13 protein-coding genes are annotated in these 16,585 nt (G+C 70.1%); 7 read left to right on the top strand and 6 right to left on the bottom strand.

Features of this window, described 5'->3' with window-relative positions:
* Positions 1–69 precede the first annotated feature (69 nt).
* The gene (locus tag IPL89_00560) at positions 70–828 is read left to right on the top strand and encodes a hypothetical protein (GenBank protein MBK9061690.1); all 759 of its coding nucleotides are present in this window, start codon (positions 70–72) and stop codon (positions 826–828) included.
* Here IPL89_00560 and IPL89_00555 read toward each other — a convergent pair.
* From IPL89_00555 to IPL89_00540, 4 genes are read right to left on the bottom strand one after another with little or no spacing between them, the layout of a single operon-like run.
* Positions 825–1,586: a 3',5'-cyclic-nucleotide phosphodiesterase gene (locus tag IPL89_00555; GenBank protein MBK9061689.1), complete on the bottom strand. Its 762-nt coding sequence runs from the start codon at positions 1,584–1,586 to the stop codon at positions 825–827. The two genes, IPL89_00560 and IPL89_00555, sit on opposite strands and share 4 nt — an antisense overlap.
* 60 nt (positions 1,587–1,646) lie before the next feature.
* Complete coding sequence (locus IPL89_00550; GenBank protein MBK9061688.1) at positions 1,647–4,535, bottom strand: PD40 domain-containing protein; 2,889 nt, start codon at positions 4,533–4,535, stop codon at positions 1,647–1,649.
* Complete coding sequence (locus tag IPL89_00545; protein MBK9061687.1) at positions 4,522–5,217, bottom strand: hypothetical protein; 696 nt, start codon at positions 5,215–5,217, stop codon at positions 4,522–4,524. The genes IPL89_00550 and IPL89_00545 overlap by 14 nt, the downstream gene beginning before the upstream one ends.
* Positions 5,214–5,729 carry a tetratricopeptide repeat protein gene (locus tag IPL89_00540; protein MBK9061686.1) on the bottom strand — a complete coding sequence of 172 codons (516 nt, stop codon included), beginning with the start codon at positions 5,727–5,729 and terminating at the stop codon, positions 5,214–5,216. The genes IPL89_00545 and IPL89_00540 overlap by 4 nt, the downstream gene beginning before the upstream one ends.
* 174 nt (positions 5,730–5,903) lie before the next feature.
* On the opposite strand from IPL89_00540, the gene dprA reads away from it, so the two are divergent.
* Together dprA and topA are read left to right on the top strand one after the other, a co-directional pair.
* Entirely contained in the window at positions 5,904–6,914 is a 1,011-nt protein-coding gene (gene dprA, locus IPL89_00535) for a DNA-protecting protein DprA (protein MBK9061685.1), read from the top strand.
* A gap of 27 nt (positions 6,915–6,941) precedes the next feature.
* Positions 6,942–9,680, top strand: coding sequence for a type I DNA topoisomerase (gene topA, locus IPL89_00530; GenBank protein ID MBK9061684.1), 2,739 nt, complete (start codon positions 6,942–6,944; stop codon positions 9,678–9,680).
* Between the two features lie 1,396 nt (positions 9,681–11,076).
* On the opposite strand, the gene IPL89_00525 is transcribed toward topA, so the two are convergent.
* Positions 11,077–11,616: a hypothetical protein gene (locus IPL89_00525; protein ID MBK9061683.1), complete on the bottom strand. Its 540-nt coding sequence runs from the start codon at positions 11,614–11,616 to the stop codon at positions 11,077–11,079.
* 75 nt (positions 11,617–11,691) lie between these two features.
* The gene (locus IPL89_00520; protein MBK9061682.1) at positions 11,692–13,335 is read right to left on the bottom strand and encodes a PhzF family phenazine biosynthesis isomerase; all 1,644 of its coding nucleotides are present in this window, start codon (positions 13,333–13,335) and stop codon (positions 11,692–11,694) included.
* A gap of 40 nt (positions 13,336–13,375) precedes the next feature.
* On the opposite strand from IPL89_00520, the gene trmFO reads away from it, so the two are divergent.
* Genes trmFO through hslV form a run of 4 tightly spaced genes read left to right on the top strand, consistent with a single transcriptional unit; the run spans position 13,376 to position 16,583 of the window.
* Positions 13,376–14,743 carry a methylenetetrahydrofolate--tRNA-(uracil(54)-C(5))-methyltransferase (FADH(2)-oxidizing) TrmFO gene (trmFO, locus tag IPL89_00515; GenBank protein MBK9061681.1) on the top strand — a complete coding sequence of 456 codons (1,368 nt, stop codon included), beginning with the start codon at positions 13,376–13,378 and terminating at the stop codon, positions 14,741–14,743.
* A 21-nt stretch (positions 14,744–14,764) separates the two neighbouring features.
* Positions 14,765–15,085, top strand: a complete 321-nt coding sequence (locus IPL89_00510) for a c-type cytochrome (GenBank protein MBK9061680.1) — start codon at positions 14,765–14,767, stop codon at positions 15,083–15,085.
* Complete coding sequence (xerC, locus tag IPL89_00505) at positions 15,085–16,014, top strand: tyrosine recombinase XerC (GenBank protein MBK9061679.1); 930 nt, start codon at positions 15,085–15,087, stop codon at positions 16,012–16,014. Before IPL89_00510 ends, xerC begins: the two co-directional genes overlap by 1 nt.
* Positions 16,015–16,040: 26 nt before the next feature.
* Positions 16,041–16,583 carry an ATP-dependent protease subunit HslV gene (gene hslV, locus IPL89_00500; protein MBK9061678.1) on the top strand — a complete coding sequence of 181 codons (543 nt, stop codon included), beginning with the start codon at positions 16,041–16,043 and terminating at the stop codon, positions 16,581–16,583.
* Positions 16,584–16,585 lie beyond the last annotated feature (2 nt).

Below are 16,585 nucleotides of genomic sequence, written 5' to 3'. Positions count from 1 at the left end.
CTCGGGTTCGAGTGCGGGCTCCAAGAATCTCTTTGCTCCCGCCCATGGGCGGCCGGATCTCTCGACGGGTTGCGCCGGAGCGGGGGAGACGGTGGCTTTTCTTCGAGTGGTAATGGGCCGGAAGCGCACCGGAGCGTCGTCGCGACGATCGAGGGCCGGCGCATCCTCGCGGATGCGGCGATCCCGCTCCCGTTCCTCGTCCCTCTTCAATTACCTTCCAGAGAAATCCCCTCTTCCTTCGGTACGCTGAACGTCGAGCTGGGGGAAAGAGAGGGCGGCGGACTTCGCGTCAGGTGCGACGCGCGCGGCGACGTGACGGACCTGCTCCGCCTCGGGGCGGGGGCGCGCGCCGGCCCGGCGCGCGCCCCCGCCGCCCCCGTCGCCACGCGCGTTCTCGACGATCGAGTCCTGCACTGGGAGGGCGGCGTCATGACGATCCTCGACGCGTGGAGCGTGCTGCGCTACCCGCTCGCCGGGACGGAGCGCGCGGCGCTCGAGTCGCTCTTTGCGCTGAACCTCGAAGGCGTCGAGTTGCCCGCCGTTCCCGCCGCCGAGATCGCCCCGGTCCTCACCGTGTTTCACGCGGTTCCGCTGCCGCCCGAAGAGGTGGGCCGGGAACTCGAGCGCGCGGGGCGGCCGGCCTCCGATCTCGTCGCGCCTCCGGAGGCGTTCTTCGAGGCGGTCCCGGGCGGGTCGCGCGTTGCACGGAGCGCGAGATTCCGCGCGCCCGTGCCCGCCGCGGGGCCGGGAGAGTCCGTGCGAAAGACTCTCGTCTTCCACCTCGCGATGGACCTTCTGAGGCTCGGAGAGGCCAGGGAGACGGGCTAGAAGACGAGGTCGTCGCCGTCCGAGAGGACGACGAGGCGGGCGTCTCCGATCGCGGCGATCTCGGCGGCGAGGCGATCGAGGGCGGGCGGCTTCATGTGGTACAGGTAGATGGGGACGTCCTTCGGGAACTTCGCCATCTCGGCGCGCAGGGTCGTCGGCGTCAGGTGGCGGGAGACGTCCGCGATCGGCTGCATGTCGCTCGGGAACGAGCACTCGACGAAGAGAGCCTTGAGGTTCGACGCGCGGCGCGCCACGGACCAGATCTCGTCCGTCGGGCCGGTGTCTCCCGAGAAGACGACGGCGGCGCGCTCGTCCGCGAGAACGTAGCCGTAGGTCGGGACCACGTGCGACACCTTCACGGCGGTCGCCGTGAGGCCGTCGGCGGAGAACGGCGCCCCGACCGGAACGGCGCGAAACGTGACGCTCGGGCCGGCCTGGCCCTCGATGCGCGAGAAGTCCGGCCACAGCGCGTCGTTGAAGAGGTGCGTCCGGAGGGCGTCGAGGACGTCGTCGGGCGCGAGGATCTCGAGCGGGCCGCGCGCCCGCCCGAACACGTTCTCGACGAGAAACGGGAGCGACGCGACGTGGTCCATGTGGGAGTGCGTGACGAGGACGGCGCGCACGCGCTCCTGTTCCTCGAGCGAGAGCGCGTCCGTGACGGCGCCCGCGTCCACGCACAGCGCATCGTTCACGAGGAAGGACGTCTGCCGGTGTCGGGGCGTGGAGCCGCCGTGGGCTCCGAGAACGCGAATGCGCACGGGTCCGGGATTATGAGGCCGCCCGCGCCCGGAAGATCACGCGGTGACGAATCTCACAGTCTAGAAGGTCGTCCCGACGTAGAAGGTCGTCTGCCAGTCCGACAGCGTGTTCTTGAAGTCCCACTTCTTGGCGAAGTCCACGTTCCACGGCAGACCCAGGAAGTAGACCGAGAAACCGCCGCCGAAAGACGCGAGTCCGCCCGGGACCCCCGGGTTGTTCAGCCCGTTGAGTTGGCCGTCCGTCATGAACACGAAGCTCTGGCCGTCGAACCAGCCGCCGCCGACGTCGAGGAAGATGCGCCCCCGCACGCCCTGGAACGCGAGGATCGGCGTCGCGAGGACGTCGATGAGAGGGAAACGGAACTCGCTGTTCACGTAGAAGATGTTGTTGCCGATGACCGTGTTGTAGTCGTAGCCGCGAAGGGTGTCGAGGCCGCCGAACGCGTACACGGTGGGCGCTGCCCCGTTCGAGTGCGCGGCGAAGCCCCGGAACGCGAAGAGGACGCGCCGCGAGAGCGGGACGTAGAGACGCGCCTCCGCGATCGCGTCGAACGAGAGCGTCGTCTCGCCCGGCTGGAAGGACGGCGTGTACTGGAGGTTCACGTCGAGCCGGTGCCCCGAGAGCGGCCCGAAGTACGAGTAGCGCGTCGTGTCGTTCGAGAACCCCACGCCCCCCGTCGGCACGTCGTCCGACCGGGGCAGGTAGACGTACTGCTGGGAGCCGTCCGCGTTCGACTGGAGGATGGGGACGTCGAGCGAGCGGCTCACGAAGCCGATGTTCCCGTCGAAGCGCGTGTAACGCGAGGTCGGGTAGGTCCCCAGGACGGTGACGCCCGTGTCCCGCGCGATCCGCTGGTCCCGGACGACCGCGCCGGTGTCGTAGTCGTAGCCGTAGAAGTAGCTGCGGTTGTCGTAGATCTGCGCGCCCCACTGGAGGCGGCGGCTGAGGTTGAAGTAGCCGATGCGGAAGTTCGAGAACGTCGACACCGAGTCGAACTGGAAGAAGGCGCGCCGGTCGCCGAGGTAGTCGGAGAACGACAGGAGAATCTGCGAGACGAACGTCTGGTCCGAGTTCACGCCGGCGATGAGGGACGCGTTGTCGAGGAAGAGCTTGAACTTCGGGCGCGAGATCTTCTCGGGGTCGACCGAGACTTCGACGGACGGCACGAACCCGGACGCCCCGTCGGGTTTCAGCGCCGCGGGCGCCGCCGCCCTCTCGTCGAGCTTGCGGAACGGCTTCTTCGCGTCCGCCATGTAGAGCTGAAACCGTCCGCCCTGGTAGCCCGAGAAGACGACCTTCTCCTGGCCGTCGGGCCCCATGAACGCGGCCGGCCCGAGCGCGGCGCCGATGACGTCCGTGTACTGGACGATCTCGCCCGTCGCGAGGTCCTGCCCGTAGACGTTGAAAATGCCGCCGCGGGAGGACGCGTAGTAGAGCCGCTTGCCGTCCGGCGAGAACGCCGGATCCTCGTCGCTGCCGTCGCCCCACGTCACCTGCTCGACCTTCGCCGGATCCGAGAGCGGGAAGCGGACGACCTTCGAACGGGCGCCCACGATCTTCGAGTGGTACACGTACTTGCCGTCGGGCGAGAAGACGGGCCCCTCGTCGTACGCGACGTCGTTCGTGAGGTTCTTCACGGCGCGCGTCTTGAGGTCGAGGAGGAAGATGTCCCGGCTGTTTCCCTCGATCGCCGAGAAGACGATCTCGTTGCCCGACGGGGACCACGACGGCGCCATCGGGACGTCGGGCGCGACGGCGATGCGCTCGAGCAGGCCGCCGCCCCTCGCGGAGAAGATCAGGAGCTTCCGGCCGCGCTCCTGCCGGCCGAAGACCGCGATGCGGTCGCCGTCCGGGGCGAAGGACAGGTCGCGCCCGCTCTCGGGCCCCGTGGTCACGTACTGCCCGACGATGTACTCGTACTTCGTCGTCGTCCCGGGCGAGAGGTTCTTGAAGAGCTTGCGCTCCTTGACTGAGAGAAGGCCGATGTCGACGTCGTCCGCGTACGTCGTGAGCGTCGCGATGAAGTCGCCCGACGGCGAGGGCGCCGCGCCGATCTCGAAGGAATCGCGCCCGTAGGGGCCGACGCGGAAGCGCTCGCCGTACTCGGAAGCCTCGCCCTTGACCGCGAGGAGGGGAAGGTACTTGCGGCGCAGGTACCTCCGGAACTTCAGGTCGAAGTCGTCGGGCTGGATCTCGAACGTCCGGCGGAGCGCGACGGAGATGTCGCGCCCGAGGAACGACCGGAACTCGAAGATGAAGTCGCGGACGCCGTCCTTGCCCCACTCGGCCTCGATGAAGTCGAAGACGGCGTGGCCGTAACGGTACGCGGGGTAGCCGTAGATCTGGACCTTCGTGATCGGCGGGATGAGGTCCGCGTTGACCGCGTCCCTGAGGTACATCCGGTCCTTGTCGTCCTCGTCGTTTCCGAAGTACGAGGCCATGCCCTCCATGAACCACGTCGGCGGGTTCGCGGTGAGGGCGCGCGAGAGCCGGCCGCCGAACAGGATCTCGTACTGGAAGACGTGCGTGAGCTCGTGCTGGATGAGCGCCTGGAGCTTCTCGTCCGGCAGGTCGATCGGGAGGACCATCCGGTTGCGCGCGGGCTCCGCGAACGCGCCGACGCCCTCGGGGATGAAGTTCAGCTCGATGTTGTTCTGCTCGAACTCGGCGTGCGTCGCGTAGTAGATGATCGGGACGCGCTTCGGGATCTGGTAGTTCAGCCGGCGCGAGAGCTCGTCGTACGCGGACTCGGCCATCGAGACGACCTTCTGGAGCGTCGCCTTCTCGCGCGAGTAGTGGTAGACGTCGAAGTGCGTCGACTGGTAGATCGACCAGTCGAACGTGTCGTAGACGATCTTGTTCTGGCCGGCGGCGAAGAGCCCGGGGGCGCCGGCCGCGGCGAGGCCGGCGAGGAGCACGACGGCGAGGGCCTTCCTAGTCGAAGACATAACGGTTGGCCTCCCGCTCGCGGACGACGAAGAGCCCGAGGAGCTGGTTCTCCAGCGAGAAGAGGTTCTCGAAGAGGCCGGCGAGCTCGTTCACCGAGCGCTGGTTCTTCTCCTTCGTGTCGCGGAAGTTCTCCTGGAAGAGGCGCGCTCCCGTGCGCCCGTCCATCGCGAGGACGGTGACGTCGAAGGAGAAGCCCGTCGAATCGATGTTGACCTGCCGGTAGTACTTCCGGCCGTCGATCGGGCTGATGTACTCCTCGGAGCGGTAGCCGGACTTGTTCTCGACGCGGAAGTCGACGACGCCGGACAGGATGATGTCGGCGCCCGTGCGCGCCCCGAGGCCCTTCCAGAAGTCCCCGGCCTCCGTGAGCTCCTTGAGGTGCGTCGTCGGGAGGCGGACGTCGGCGGGCATCGTGACGATCGTCATCTTCGTGCGCTTGCCGAGCTGCTTGCCGAGGTAGCGGCGGAACTCGGCGTCGAGGTCGAGGTCCTTGTACTTCGGCGCGTCCTTCTTGTCGGACAGGCGCGACGCGACGATGAAGGGGGCCAGCGTGATGCGCTCGCGGCCCGTCACGGCGAGCTTCGGGCGGAGGGGGAGCTTGAGCTTGACCTCGTTGGAGCTCGAGCAGGCCCCGAGGAGCAGGGCCGCCGCGAGGGCGCCCGGGACGCAGCGCCGCGTCACGGGAATCCTCCGGGCGGCGTCGCGGGGGGGAGCGACGGCGGGGGCGCGGCGGCCGGCAACTGCGGGGGCGCGGGGGCCGGCGAGGGGACCGGCGCCGGCGCCGGGGGGGGCGCCGGCGTCTCGGGTGCGGACGAGGACGGCGCGGGCAGCGACGAGGAGCGCTGCACGGACGTGTAGTACTCGGCGAACCGCGCGTAGTTGCGCTTGATCTTCGCGTCCTGCGGCGCGAGCTCGAGAGCGCGCTTGTAGGAGGCGAGAGCGCGCGCGGTGTCGCCGGTCGACTCGTACGCGACGGCGAGGTTGTTCTGGACCTGGGCGTCGCCGGGCTGCTGGGCCGCGGCCCTCTCGTAACGGAAGAGCGCCTCGCGCCAGAACCCCTTCCTCGCCATCTCGGTCCCGTAGGCCTTCTCGGCCTTCCACGTGTCGTCCGTCTTGCCCGAGGAGCACGCGCCCGCGGCCGCGGCGAGAGCCGCGACGGCGGCGACGGCGACGGCTCGGCGAAGACTCGTCACGGTGCGGTCGGGCATTATAGACAGCGACTCCTCCGCAAATTCTCGCAAGAGAGGTGCCGCGTCCCGAACTCCGCTGGCGATCTCCGAACAGGACTCGCGTGGTCGCGCCTGGCCCGCGGACGGCGGGCGCGCGCCCTTTCGAGGCTCCTCGGGGCGGTCGAGACGCCGTCTCATGTGCTCGCGTTGTCCCCCGCGGAGGCCGCCCGGATCGCGCGGGAGGCCGAGGAGGTCGTGGCCCCGCTCCTCGCGCCGGACCGCGGGGCGACGGACGCCGACCTGCGCCGGCTGGAAGCCTCCGGCGCGCGCCTGCTCTTTTTCACGGATCGGGAGTACCCCGAACTTGTGCGCGAGATCACGGATCCGCCTCCGATCCTCTTCGCGCGCGGCGCGCCGCTTCCCCTGGCGCCCGCGATCGCGCTCGTCGGGGCGCGCCGCGCCTCGCGCCTGGCGCTGGACGTCGCGGCCGTCCTCGCGCGCGGCCTCGCGGGCGCGGGAGTCGACGTCGTCTCGGGCTTCGCGCGCGGCGTGGACGCGGCCGCGCACCGTGCGGCGCTCGAGGCCGGCGGGCCGACGGTGGCTGTGTTCGGATGCGGCATCGACATCTGCTACCCCGCCGAGCAGCGCGGGCTCCTCGAGACCCTCCTCTCTACGGGGACGGCGCTCTCGGAGTTTCCGATGGGCGACGAGCCCGAGCCGTGGCACTTTCCCGTGCGCAACCGGCTCATCGCGGGCCTCTCGCGGATCGTCTGCGTCGTCGAGGCCGCCGAGAAGAGCGGCTCGCTCATCACGGCGCGCTGCGCCACGGGGTACGGGAGGGACGTCGCCGCGGTGCCGGGTTCGATCCTCGCGCCGGGAGCCGCGGGCTCGAACGCGCTGCTGAAGGACGGAGCGATCCTCGTCCGAGCCGCCGCCGACCTTCTCGCCGAGCTGCCCGAGGAGGACCGCCGGCGGTTGAACGTCGCGGTGGCGGCCCGGACGGCGGCGTCGCTTCCCGACCTCCCGCCGGACGCGGCGGCTCTTCTCGGGGCGCTCGACCCCGACGAGCCGCGCGACTCCGACGCCCTGATTCCGGCCGCGGGACTCGACGCGGCGCGCTTCTCGGCGGCCCTTCTGCACCTCGAAATCGAGGGCCTCGCGACCGCTCTTCCGGGCGCGCTCTTCGTCCGCTCGCGCCCCCGGAGTTGACAGGCGTGGCATCGTGACGGGTCCTGTATGGCCAAATCACTCGTGATCGTCGAGTCCCCCGCGAAGGCCGCGACGCTCGGGAAGTTCCTCGGGAAGGACTTCACCGTCATGGCCTGCTACGGCCACGTCCGAGACCTGCCACGGAAGGGCATCGCCGTGGACCGCGAGCACGGCTACGCGCCCACCTACGAGATCCTCCCCGGAAAAGAGCGCACGGTCGCGGACCTCAGGCGGGCGGCGAAGGGCGCCGACACGATCTATCTCGCGGCCGACCCCGACCGCGAGGGCGAGGCGATCTGCTGGCATCTCCAGGAGATCCTCAAGCCCGGCTCCCCGAAGGCGAAGTTCCACCGCGCCGAGTTCCACGAGATCACGAAGTCGGCGGTCACGCGCGCGGTCCAGAACCCGGGCGTGATCGACCAGAACCGCGTGAACGCGCAGCAGGCGCGCCGCATCATCGACCGGCTCGTCGGCTACGAGGTCTCGGACCTGCTCTGGTCGAAGCTCTGGAGAGGGCTGTCGGCGGGACGCGTCCAGACCGTGACGCTCCGGATCATCGTGGAACGCGAGAGCGAGCGCGAGCGCTTCGTCGCCGTTCCCTACTTCTCGGTTCCCGTGACGCTGAAGAAGGGGGAGACCGCCTTCCCGGCGCGCGTCGTCCTCTGGAAGGGCGAGAAGCTCCGGTTCGACGGGACGGACCCGCGCCTCGCGACGGCCGCCGACGCCGAAGCCGCGCGCGCCCACGTCGAGGGCGCCGCGTTCTCGGTCGTGAAGGTGGACGCGAAGGAGCGCAAGAGCAGCGCGCCGCCGCCCTTTACCACCTCGAAACTTCAGCAGGGCGCCGCGCGCGTCGGGTTCAGCGTCCGGCGCACGATGCAGATCGCGCAGAGGCTCTACGAAGGCAAGACGATCGGCGACCGCGGCACGATCGGCCTCATCACGTACATGCGCACGGACTCGACGCGCTCGGCCGACGAGGCGCTCGTGGCCGTCCGGGACTTCATCGGACGGACCTACGGTCCGGGGGCGCTCCCCGAGGAGGCGCGGCGTTTCCGCCAGAAGAAGGACGCGCAGGACGCCCACGAGGCCATCCGCCCCACGTCGCTCGACCTTCCGCCCGAGGCGGTCGCGCGGTACCTGGCCCCGGACGAGATCAAGCTCTACCGGCTCATCTGGAACCGGTTCGTCGCGTCCCAGATGAGCCCGTCCGTCTCGGAGGTGACTTCGGTCGACATCGAGGCGATCAAGGGGGGCGTGGCCGCGGGCCTGCGCGCCTCGGGCACGGTCCTCAAGGACCCGGGCTGGCTCAGGGTTTACGAGAAGGAAGCCGAGCCCGAGACCGAGGAGAAGGACAAGGCCGAGACCGACGCGGAGTCCGCCGACGGAAGCGGCGCCGCGGGCGAGAAGGTCCGCCTGCCGGCGCTCGCGACGGGCGACGCCCTCGCGCTCGTCTCCGCCGTGACCGAGGGGCACGAAACGCAGCCGCCGCCGCGCTTCAACGAGGCGTCGCTCGTGAAGTTTCTCGAGGAGAACGGCATCGGCAGGCCGTCGACCTATGCCGAGATCATGCGCAAGATCGAGGATCGCGAGTACGTGAGGAAGAAGGACCGCCGCTTCACGCCCACGCCCCTCGGCCGCCTCGTCGTGGACCTCATGCGCGAGGGTTTCGACGACTTCTTCCAGACCGAGTACACCGCGAAGATGGAGGAGGAGCTGGACGAAGTCGAGGAAGGGAAGCTCGACTGGAGGAAGGCGCTCGCGGAGTTCGACGGGAAGTTCGTCAAGGACCGCGACATGGCGAAGAAGAAAATGGTCTCGGTCAAGGCCGGCCTCGCGCTCGCCGAGGTGAGGAAGCGCTTCGTCGACTTCAAGCTCACGAACGACCCGGGCGACACGTGCCCGAAGAGCGGCCACCCTCTGAAGCTCCGGATGGGGAAGGCCGGTCTCTTCATCGCGTGCTCGGGCTACCCCGACTGCGACTTCACGCAGGACATCCCCGAGGTCGAGGAAGACGAGATCGACGCGACCGAGCTCGAGGGCCAGACGTGCGAGGAGTGCGGGAGCCCGATGAAGCTCCGCACGGGCCGCAACGGCTCGGCGTTCCTCGGCTGCACGGCGTACCCCGTCTGCCGCAACACGGTGCCCGTGAAGGTCGCGGGCGGGAAGGCCGAGGCCAAGCCCGACGTCCCGACCGGAGAGGCGTGCCCGAACTGCGCCTCGGCTCTCGTGACGCGCCACGGCCGCTTCGGCGACTACGTTTCCTGCTCGAACTACCCCGCCTGCCGTTTCAAGCCGCCCAAGCCCGTCACGCTGACGGGCGTCAAGTGCCCGGTGTGCAAGGCGGGGGACATCCTCGTCCGGCGCGGGCGCTTCGGTCCGTTCTACGGGTGCTCGAACTACCCGTCGTGCGAGAAGAACTTCAAGGCGCGGCCCGTCCCGAAGGCGTGCCCGAACTGCAAGGCGTCCTACCTCCTCGTGCGCGACCGCAAGGCGGGCGCGTTCTACGTCTGCGAGACGGAGGGCTGCGGCCTCGACGTCCCCGCCTCCGACCTCGACGCCTTCGAGCCCACGACGCGCATCCCCGAGGGCGCGCTCGAAGCCGCGATCGCCGAGGCGCGCGTCCCGGCGCCCGTCAAGGGCGCGAAGAAGCGGACGGCGAAGCCGAGACCGGCGGCGAAGGAGAAATCCGCTTCGCCGGATGGTCCTCCGCCGAGTACCGCACGTTCACCGAAGAAGCCCGCCCGTCCTCGCCGAGCGAAAAAGTGACCGTCCCGTCCCCGAGCGGAAAGTAGAACCGCGTCGGCGAGAGCGGAACGAGGCCCGCCGTGTAGCGGCCTTCGAGCTCGGCCGTCAGCAGGTCCGGCTTCTTCGTGACCGTCAGCTTCTTCCCGTCCGCCATCGCGTACACGCCCTCGAGGCGCGCGTACTCCTCGGCCGTCAGGGTCGTCACAATTCCGTGGACCGGCATGTCCCACGGCTCTCCGAGGACCATCGCCGTCACGTCCCGGACGATCGCCGAAAGGCGCGCGCGGTCGAGGTTGCACAGGAAAACGAGCGTGAGGCTCTCGTCCGGAAACTTCACGAAGTCGGACGTGTAGCCCGGCAAGGAACCGTTGTGCCGATACCGGCGGCGCTTGAACCCTTCGCCCGAGAACCAGCCGTAACCGTAGTTCTCGAGGCCGGGCGTGAAGACCTCGTCCGCCTCGCGCTTCGGGACGAGCGCGCCGCCGTCCATCGCGCGGCTCCACGCGAGAAGGTCGTCGACGGTCGCGTAGAGGCCGGCGTCGCCGGCGGGCGGCGTGAGCGGGAGGCGCGGCCGCGCCACGAGGTGGCCGCCCGTGAGAGGCGTTCCAGCGAGGAGCTTCGCCCACCCCATCTCGGGGTGCGTGTAACCGACCGCGAGGCCATCGGGCACGGTCTTCCCGTCGAACATCCCGGCGCGCTTCATGCCCGCGGGCTTCAGGAGCGTCTCCGTGACGAAGTCGTTGAAGGGCCGCCCAGAGGCGTTCTCGACCACCTGCGCGAGGACGAGGTAGCCCGTGTTGCTGTACCGGAACTTGGTTCCCGGCGGAAAGTCGAGGGGCTTCTGCTTCGCCTCGTCCACGAGGCGGCGGCTCGCGCCCTCCTGCGTCATCACGGCGAGGTACTTCGGCGACCCGAGCTCGAGCGGGTCCTCGTAGTCGGGGATGCCGGACGTGTGTCGCATGAGGTGCAGCACGGTGACGGGCTTCCAGGCGTCCGGACACGCCGCGACGTGGGCGCAGATCGAATCCTCGAGCTTCAGCTTTCCCGAGTCCCGCAGCTTCAGCGCCGCCATCGACGTGAACATCTTCGTGATCGAGGCGACCGCGTGCCGGGTTTCGGGCGTGTAGGGCGCGCGACGCGCGACGTCGGCGAAGCCGTAACCCCTGCGGAAAAGGATACGTTCGCCCTTCGCGACGAGAACAGCGCCGCTGAACCGGCCGAGCGCCGTCCGTGCCGTGAGGTACCGGTCGAGGGACTCCGCGACGGTGGCGGGGGCTTCCGGGTGGGAGGAAAGCGCGGAGGAAAAGGGCAGGACGACGAGGAGCGCGAAAGCCGCGCGGAGGCGAGATCGGGTCGGGTTCATCGTGACCGGGAGACGTCCGTCGCGGTCACGAAGTTACGGGGCCGGGGTCGGGCCTCAATTCGCGATGCCGTCGGAGACGAGTCGATCGGCAAGGCCAGCCGCCATCTTCGGCGTCCCCTCGATGAGAGGTGAAGCGTCGCGGTTCGTGACGACGCCCTTCCAGATCTCCCGATCGCCGTCGAGGGCGGTGAGGCTCGCGACGAGCCGCATTCCGATCTGCTTCGACGCGATGACCTCGAACGGGGTATCGCCGAGGAGGGAGGGATACGTCTTACTCGTCATGTCGACGGGCCAGACGACGAGGAGCCCGTCGAAGCCGTCCTTGCGCGCGCGTTCGTAGAGCGCACCGAGCGTGATGCCGCCCTCCAACGAGACGGTTGGATACGAAACCGAAGGGTGAAGCGACGGGAGACGCGCGACGAGCGTGTCCTCCGTGACGCGACGCACGGCGTCGGGCAGGGCGACGACGACGAGCGTGCGCGTGAAGGCGGGCGCGGCCGGCGAGAGCCGAGCCTGGCTCTCGACGGAAACCGAGGAGCAGGCGGCGAGGGACAGCGAGGAAAGAGCCAACAGGAAACCCGGGAGCTTGCTCATGGCAACCATCCTCTTCGGAGAGTCCCCGAATTGAGACTACTCGCGAGGGGCACGCATTTCACGTGCCTGAAACGGCTAAACCTCCAACTCCCCCCGCATCATGAGAACAGCGCTCCCCTCGACGCGGACGCCGGTGGGCCGGCCGCCGGCGACGAGGACCGTCACGTTCAGCTCGGACGGGCGGCCCATCTCGACGCCCTGGTCGATCGTGAACCGGCCGCGCCCGCCTGCGACGCCGCCCGGGACCGCGCCGTGGAGCGCGAGGTAGACGCCGACGGGTCCGGCCGCCGAGCCCGTCGCGGGGTCCTCGGGCACGCCCGCGCCCGGCGCGAACATGCGCGCCCGGAGGCGCACGCCGGCGGACGTCTCGTCGAACGCGAAGAAGAAGAGGCCGAGAACGCCCAGCTCCTTCTCGACGTGATTCAGCATCCGCGTGTCGGCGAGCGCCGCCGACACCGCCTCGACCGACGCGAGAGGCACCATGAGGAAGGTGTTGCCGGTCCCGACGGCCTGCGGCGGGAGGACCGGGTGCAGCGCGTCGAACGGGACGCCGAGCGCCGCGGCGATCTGGCCCTTCACGTCGTCGCCCGTCACGGGCGCCTTCCACTCGGGCCTTCCCTGCTCCATGCGCACGCGCGAGACGCGTCCGTCCGTCTTCAGGAGCTCGAGACGCAGCGGCCCGAACCCGACCTCGATCATCACGGGGTGGGTGCCGTCGGGCGCGCCGCCCGCGACTTTCCCGAGCGCCGCCATCACGATGGCCGTCCCGACGGTGGGGTGGCCGGCGTACGGGATCTCCTTGACCGGAACGAACGTCCGCTGCCAGTAGGCGCAGGCGGGATCCCGCGCGGGCAGGACGAACGTCGACTCGGAGTAGTTGATCTCGCGCGCGACCGACTGCATCTGCGCGGCCGTGAGACCGCGCGCGTCCGGCACGACGAGGAGCGGGTTGCCCGCGAAGGGGCGATCGGTGAAGACGTCGCAGGTGACGAAGGAGACCTTCATGAAGAGCGACGTTACCGCCCGGAGGCACGTCCGGAAACGGCAGAGGCCGACCATCGGGAGCGCCCGGTCGAGGGCGCCGAGCAGGGGATACGGGCTGGCGGAGAAGAAGAGGTCGTCCACGCAGAACCCGGCCTCCTCGACGAGCGCCACGACGCGCGCGGCGGGGCGCACGGCGATGTGGTCCTCCTGCTGCAGGCCCGGCACGGCGGCCTTGATCCGCTCGGCCCAGTGGTCCCGGTTCGGCGTGTAGATCGCGAGGGCGCCGCCGGGGGCGAGGACGCGACGCGCGCTTTCGAGGCACGCCGCGAGCACGTCGTCGAGGACGTGCTCGACGAAGTCGGCGAGGAGGACGACGTCGAACGGGCCGCCCGGCGCCGCCGCGAGGTCCCGCGCATCCGCCTCCTCGAAGCGGACGTTCAGGAGGCCGCGGGCGGCAGCCTGCTCGCGCGACGCCACGACGGCGGCGCGCGCCGCGTCGATTCCGACGACCTCCGCGACGCGCGAGGCGAGAAAGAACGCCGTGTCGCCGCGCGCCGAGCCCACCTCGAGGACGCGGAGAGACGCGGAGGGCCGGATGATCCGGACGAGCGCCGCGTCGCGCTCTTCGTACTTGCGCCGGTTCCTCAGGAACCAGTGCCGGCGGTACATCCGGTCGTAGTAGCCCGGCCCGTAGACCTCGGCGTTCGGCGCGAACTTCCCGGGCGCATCCGTCACGGCCGGAGTCTACGCATCGAAAGGGGGATCGGCCCCTAGAATGGCCCCGATGGCGCGTGTCACGGTGATCGGCGGCGGCTTCGCGGGCGTGGAGTGCGCGCACCAGCTCCTGCGGCGCGGCCACGCGGTCACGCTCGTCGAGATGCGGCCCGTGCGGACGACGGACGCGCACGCGACGGACCGTCTCGCCGAGATGGTCTGCTCGAACTCGTTCCGGTCCGACAACCCCGCGAACGCCGTCGGCCTCCTGAAGCGCGAGATGGAGAGCGTCGGGTCCCTGGTCCTCGAGGAGGCCCGCAAGGCCGCGGTCCCGGCCGGCGACGCGCTCGCGGTCGACCGCACGATCTTCGCGGACGCCGTGACGCGCCGCCTCGCGGCCGAGCCGCTCCTGACGATCGTGCGGGCCGAGGCCGAAGCGCTGCCCGATCCCGGCGACGGCTTCGTCGTCGTCGCAACCGGACCGCTCACGTCGCCCGCGCTCGAGAAGGCCCTGCTCGCGCTGCTGGGCGAGAAGTACCTCTACTTCTACGACGCGATGGCGCCCATCGTGGAGGCGGCGTCGCTCGACATGGAGAAGCTCTACGCGCTCTCGCGCTACGGCAAGGGCGGCGGCGACGACTACCTGAACGTCCCGCTCTCGCGCGCCGAGTACGAGTCGTTCGTCGCGGCGCTTCTCGCGGGGGAGAAGGTTCCGTTCCACGACTTCGAGAAGGCCGTCTACTTCGAGGGGTGCCTGCCCGCCGAGGCGATGGCCGAGCGCGGCGTCGAGACGCTGCGCCACGGTCCGATGAAGCCGTTCGGGCTTCCGGACCCGCGCACGGGGAGGGAGCCGTACGCCGTCGTCCAGCTCCGGCAGGACGACCTCGCGAAGACGCACTTCAACCTCGTCGGCTTCCAGACGAAGCTCAAGGTCGGCGAGCAGCGGCGCGTCTTCCGGATGCTGCCGGGCCTCGAGAACGCGGAGTTCGTCCGCTACGGCATGCTCCACCGCAACACGTACATCAACGGTCCGGCGCACCTCGACGGTTTCTTCCGCTGGCGGAAGGACCCGCGCGTGTTCTTCGCGGGCCAGCTCACGGGCGTCGAGGGCTACCTCGAGTCCGCCGCGACGGGCCTCATGGTGGGCGCGACGCTCGCGCAGCTCCTCGAAGGAAGAGAACCCGCGCCGCTCGCGTTTTCCACGGCGCTCGGCTCTCTCGCCAGGCACGTTTCGACGCCCCGCGAGGGGGACTTCACGCCGATGAACGTGACGTTCGGCCTCATCGACGACGCCGGCGTCCCGCCTTCGAAGGACCGGGCGAAGCGCCGCGCGGAGATCGCGCGCCGCGCCCTGGAAGAGGTCGCGCGCTGGAGGGCGGAGGCCCTTCCCGTGCCGTCCGTCACGGCCCGCGGCGCGGGCGCCGCCTAGAATCGGCGCGGAGGAAGACCCGTGAAGAAGAACGCAACCGCCGCCCTGACCGCCCTGCTCCTCGCCGCCGCGCCGGCCGCCGTTGCCGACGGCCGCTCCGAGAACTTCCAGACGTACTGCTCGGTCTGCCACGGCGACGACGGAAAGGGCCAGACCGAGGAAGGCAAGAAGAAGGGCGCCCGCGACCTCACGAACGCGCGCTGGCAGGACAAGGTCGACGACGCGCGGATGGTCAAGTCCGTCACGAAGGGGCACGACAAGATGCCCGCCTTCGAGAAGAAGCTCTCGGCCGACGAGATCAAGGCGCTCGTCGCCGAGGTGCGGACGCTCGCGAAGAAGTAGTGCGCGGCCGCCTCGCCGAGGAGCTCGCCGCGTTCGACCGCCACCTCGCGGACGAGCGCGGCGTCTCCAGGCACACGCGGGCGGCCTACGGCAAGGACCTCGGCCGGTTCGGCGTGTTTCTCTCGACGGTCTTCTGGAACAAGCCGCTCGAGAAGGTCGCGGCCGCGGACGTCGACGCGCTCGCCGTGCGGTCCTACCTCGCGCACCTGCGGGCGGACGGGCTCGCGAAGGCGTCCATCGGCCGGCACCTCTCGGCGCTGCGCACGTTCTTCGCGTTCCTGAAGCGCGAGGGGAGCGTCGGGGCGAATCCCGCCAAGGCGATCGCGACGCCGCGCAGGGAGCAGTCCCTGCCGCGCACCCTCTCGGTCACGGAGGCGGGCGCCGTCGTCGCCGCGAAGGGGCGCGAGGGCGCGCTGGGCGCGCGCGACCGGGCGCTCCTCGAGCTGCTCTACGCGACCGGCCTCCGCGTCTCGGAGCTCGTGGGGCTGAAGCTCGAGGACGTGGACCTCTCCGCGCGGCAGGTGCGGACGATCGGCAAGGGAAAGAAGGAACGGATCGTCCCGTTCGGGCGCGCGGCCGCCGACGCCGTGAAGACGTGGCTCAAGGCGCGGGGAGAGATGCGCCCGGGCGCGAAGGACGCGGCGTTCCTGTTCCTGAACGCGCACGCGGGGCGGCTGACGGACCGCAGCGTGCGGCGCATCCTCGACCGGGCGATGCTCGGGGCCGACGTGAGCCGCCACGCGTCGCCGCATGCGCTCCGGCACTCCTTCGCGACGCATCTCCTCGCGGCCGGCGCCGACCTGCGCTCCATCCAGGAGCTCCTCGGCCACGCGTCGCTCTCGACGACGCAGAGGTACACCCATCTCGACGCCGAGAGGCTCCTCGAGGTCTACCGCAAGAGCCACCCGAAGGCCGAGGAGCGGGACTGATCCCAGCCCGGCGCTAGACTCCCCGCGTGGCACATCCGGTCTTTCACCACACGACGATCCTCTGCGTCAGGCGCGGGTCCTCCGTCGCCCTCGGCGGCGACGGACAGGTCACGATGGGAACCACCGTCATGAAGCACGGCGCCTCCAAAGTGCGGCGCCTCCTCGACGGCAAGGTCCTCGCCGGCTTCGCCGGCTCCACGGCCGACGCCGTCACGCTCTTCACGCGCTTCGAGAAGAAGCTCGAGGAGTTTCACGGCCAGCTCGAGCGCGCGGCCGTGGAGCTCGCGACGGACTGGCGGACGGAGAAGACGCTCCGCCAGCTCGAGGCTCTCCTCGTCGTCGCGGACGCGAAGACCTCCCTCCTTCTCTCGGGGACGGGCGACGTCATCGCCCCGGACGAGGGCGTCCTCGCCGTGGGATCGGGCGGCCCCTACGCCGCCGCTGCCGCGAAGGCTCTCCTCCGGCACTCGTCGCTCGATGCCGCGACGATCGTGAAGGAGTCGCTCGCGATCGCCTCCACGATCGACATCTACACGAACGACACGATCAAGGTCGAGACGCTGCCGTGACG

This window comes from Acidobacteriota bacterium (assembly GCA_016716715.1).
Classification (GTDB): Bacteria; Acidobacteriota; Thermoanaerobaculia; order UBA5066; family UBA5066; genus Fen-183.
This window is presented reverse-complemented; position numbering and strand designations above follow the sequence as displayed.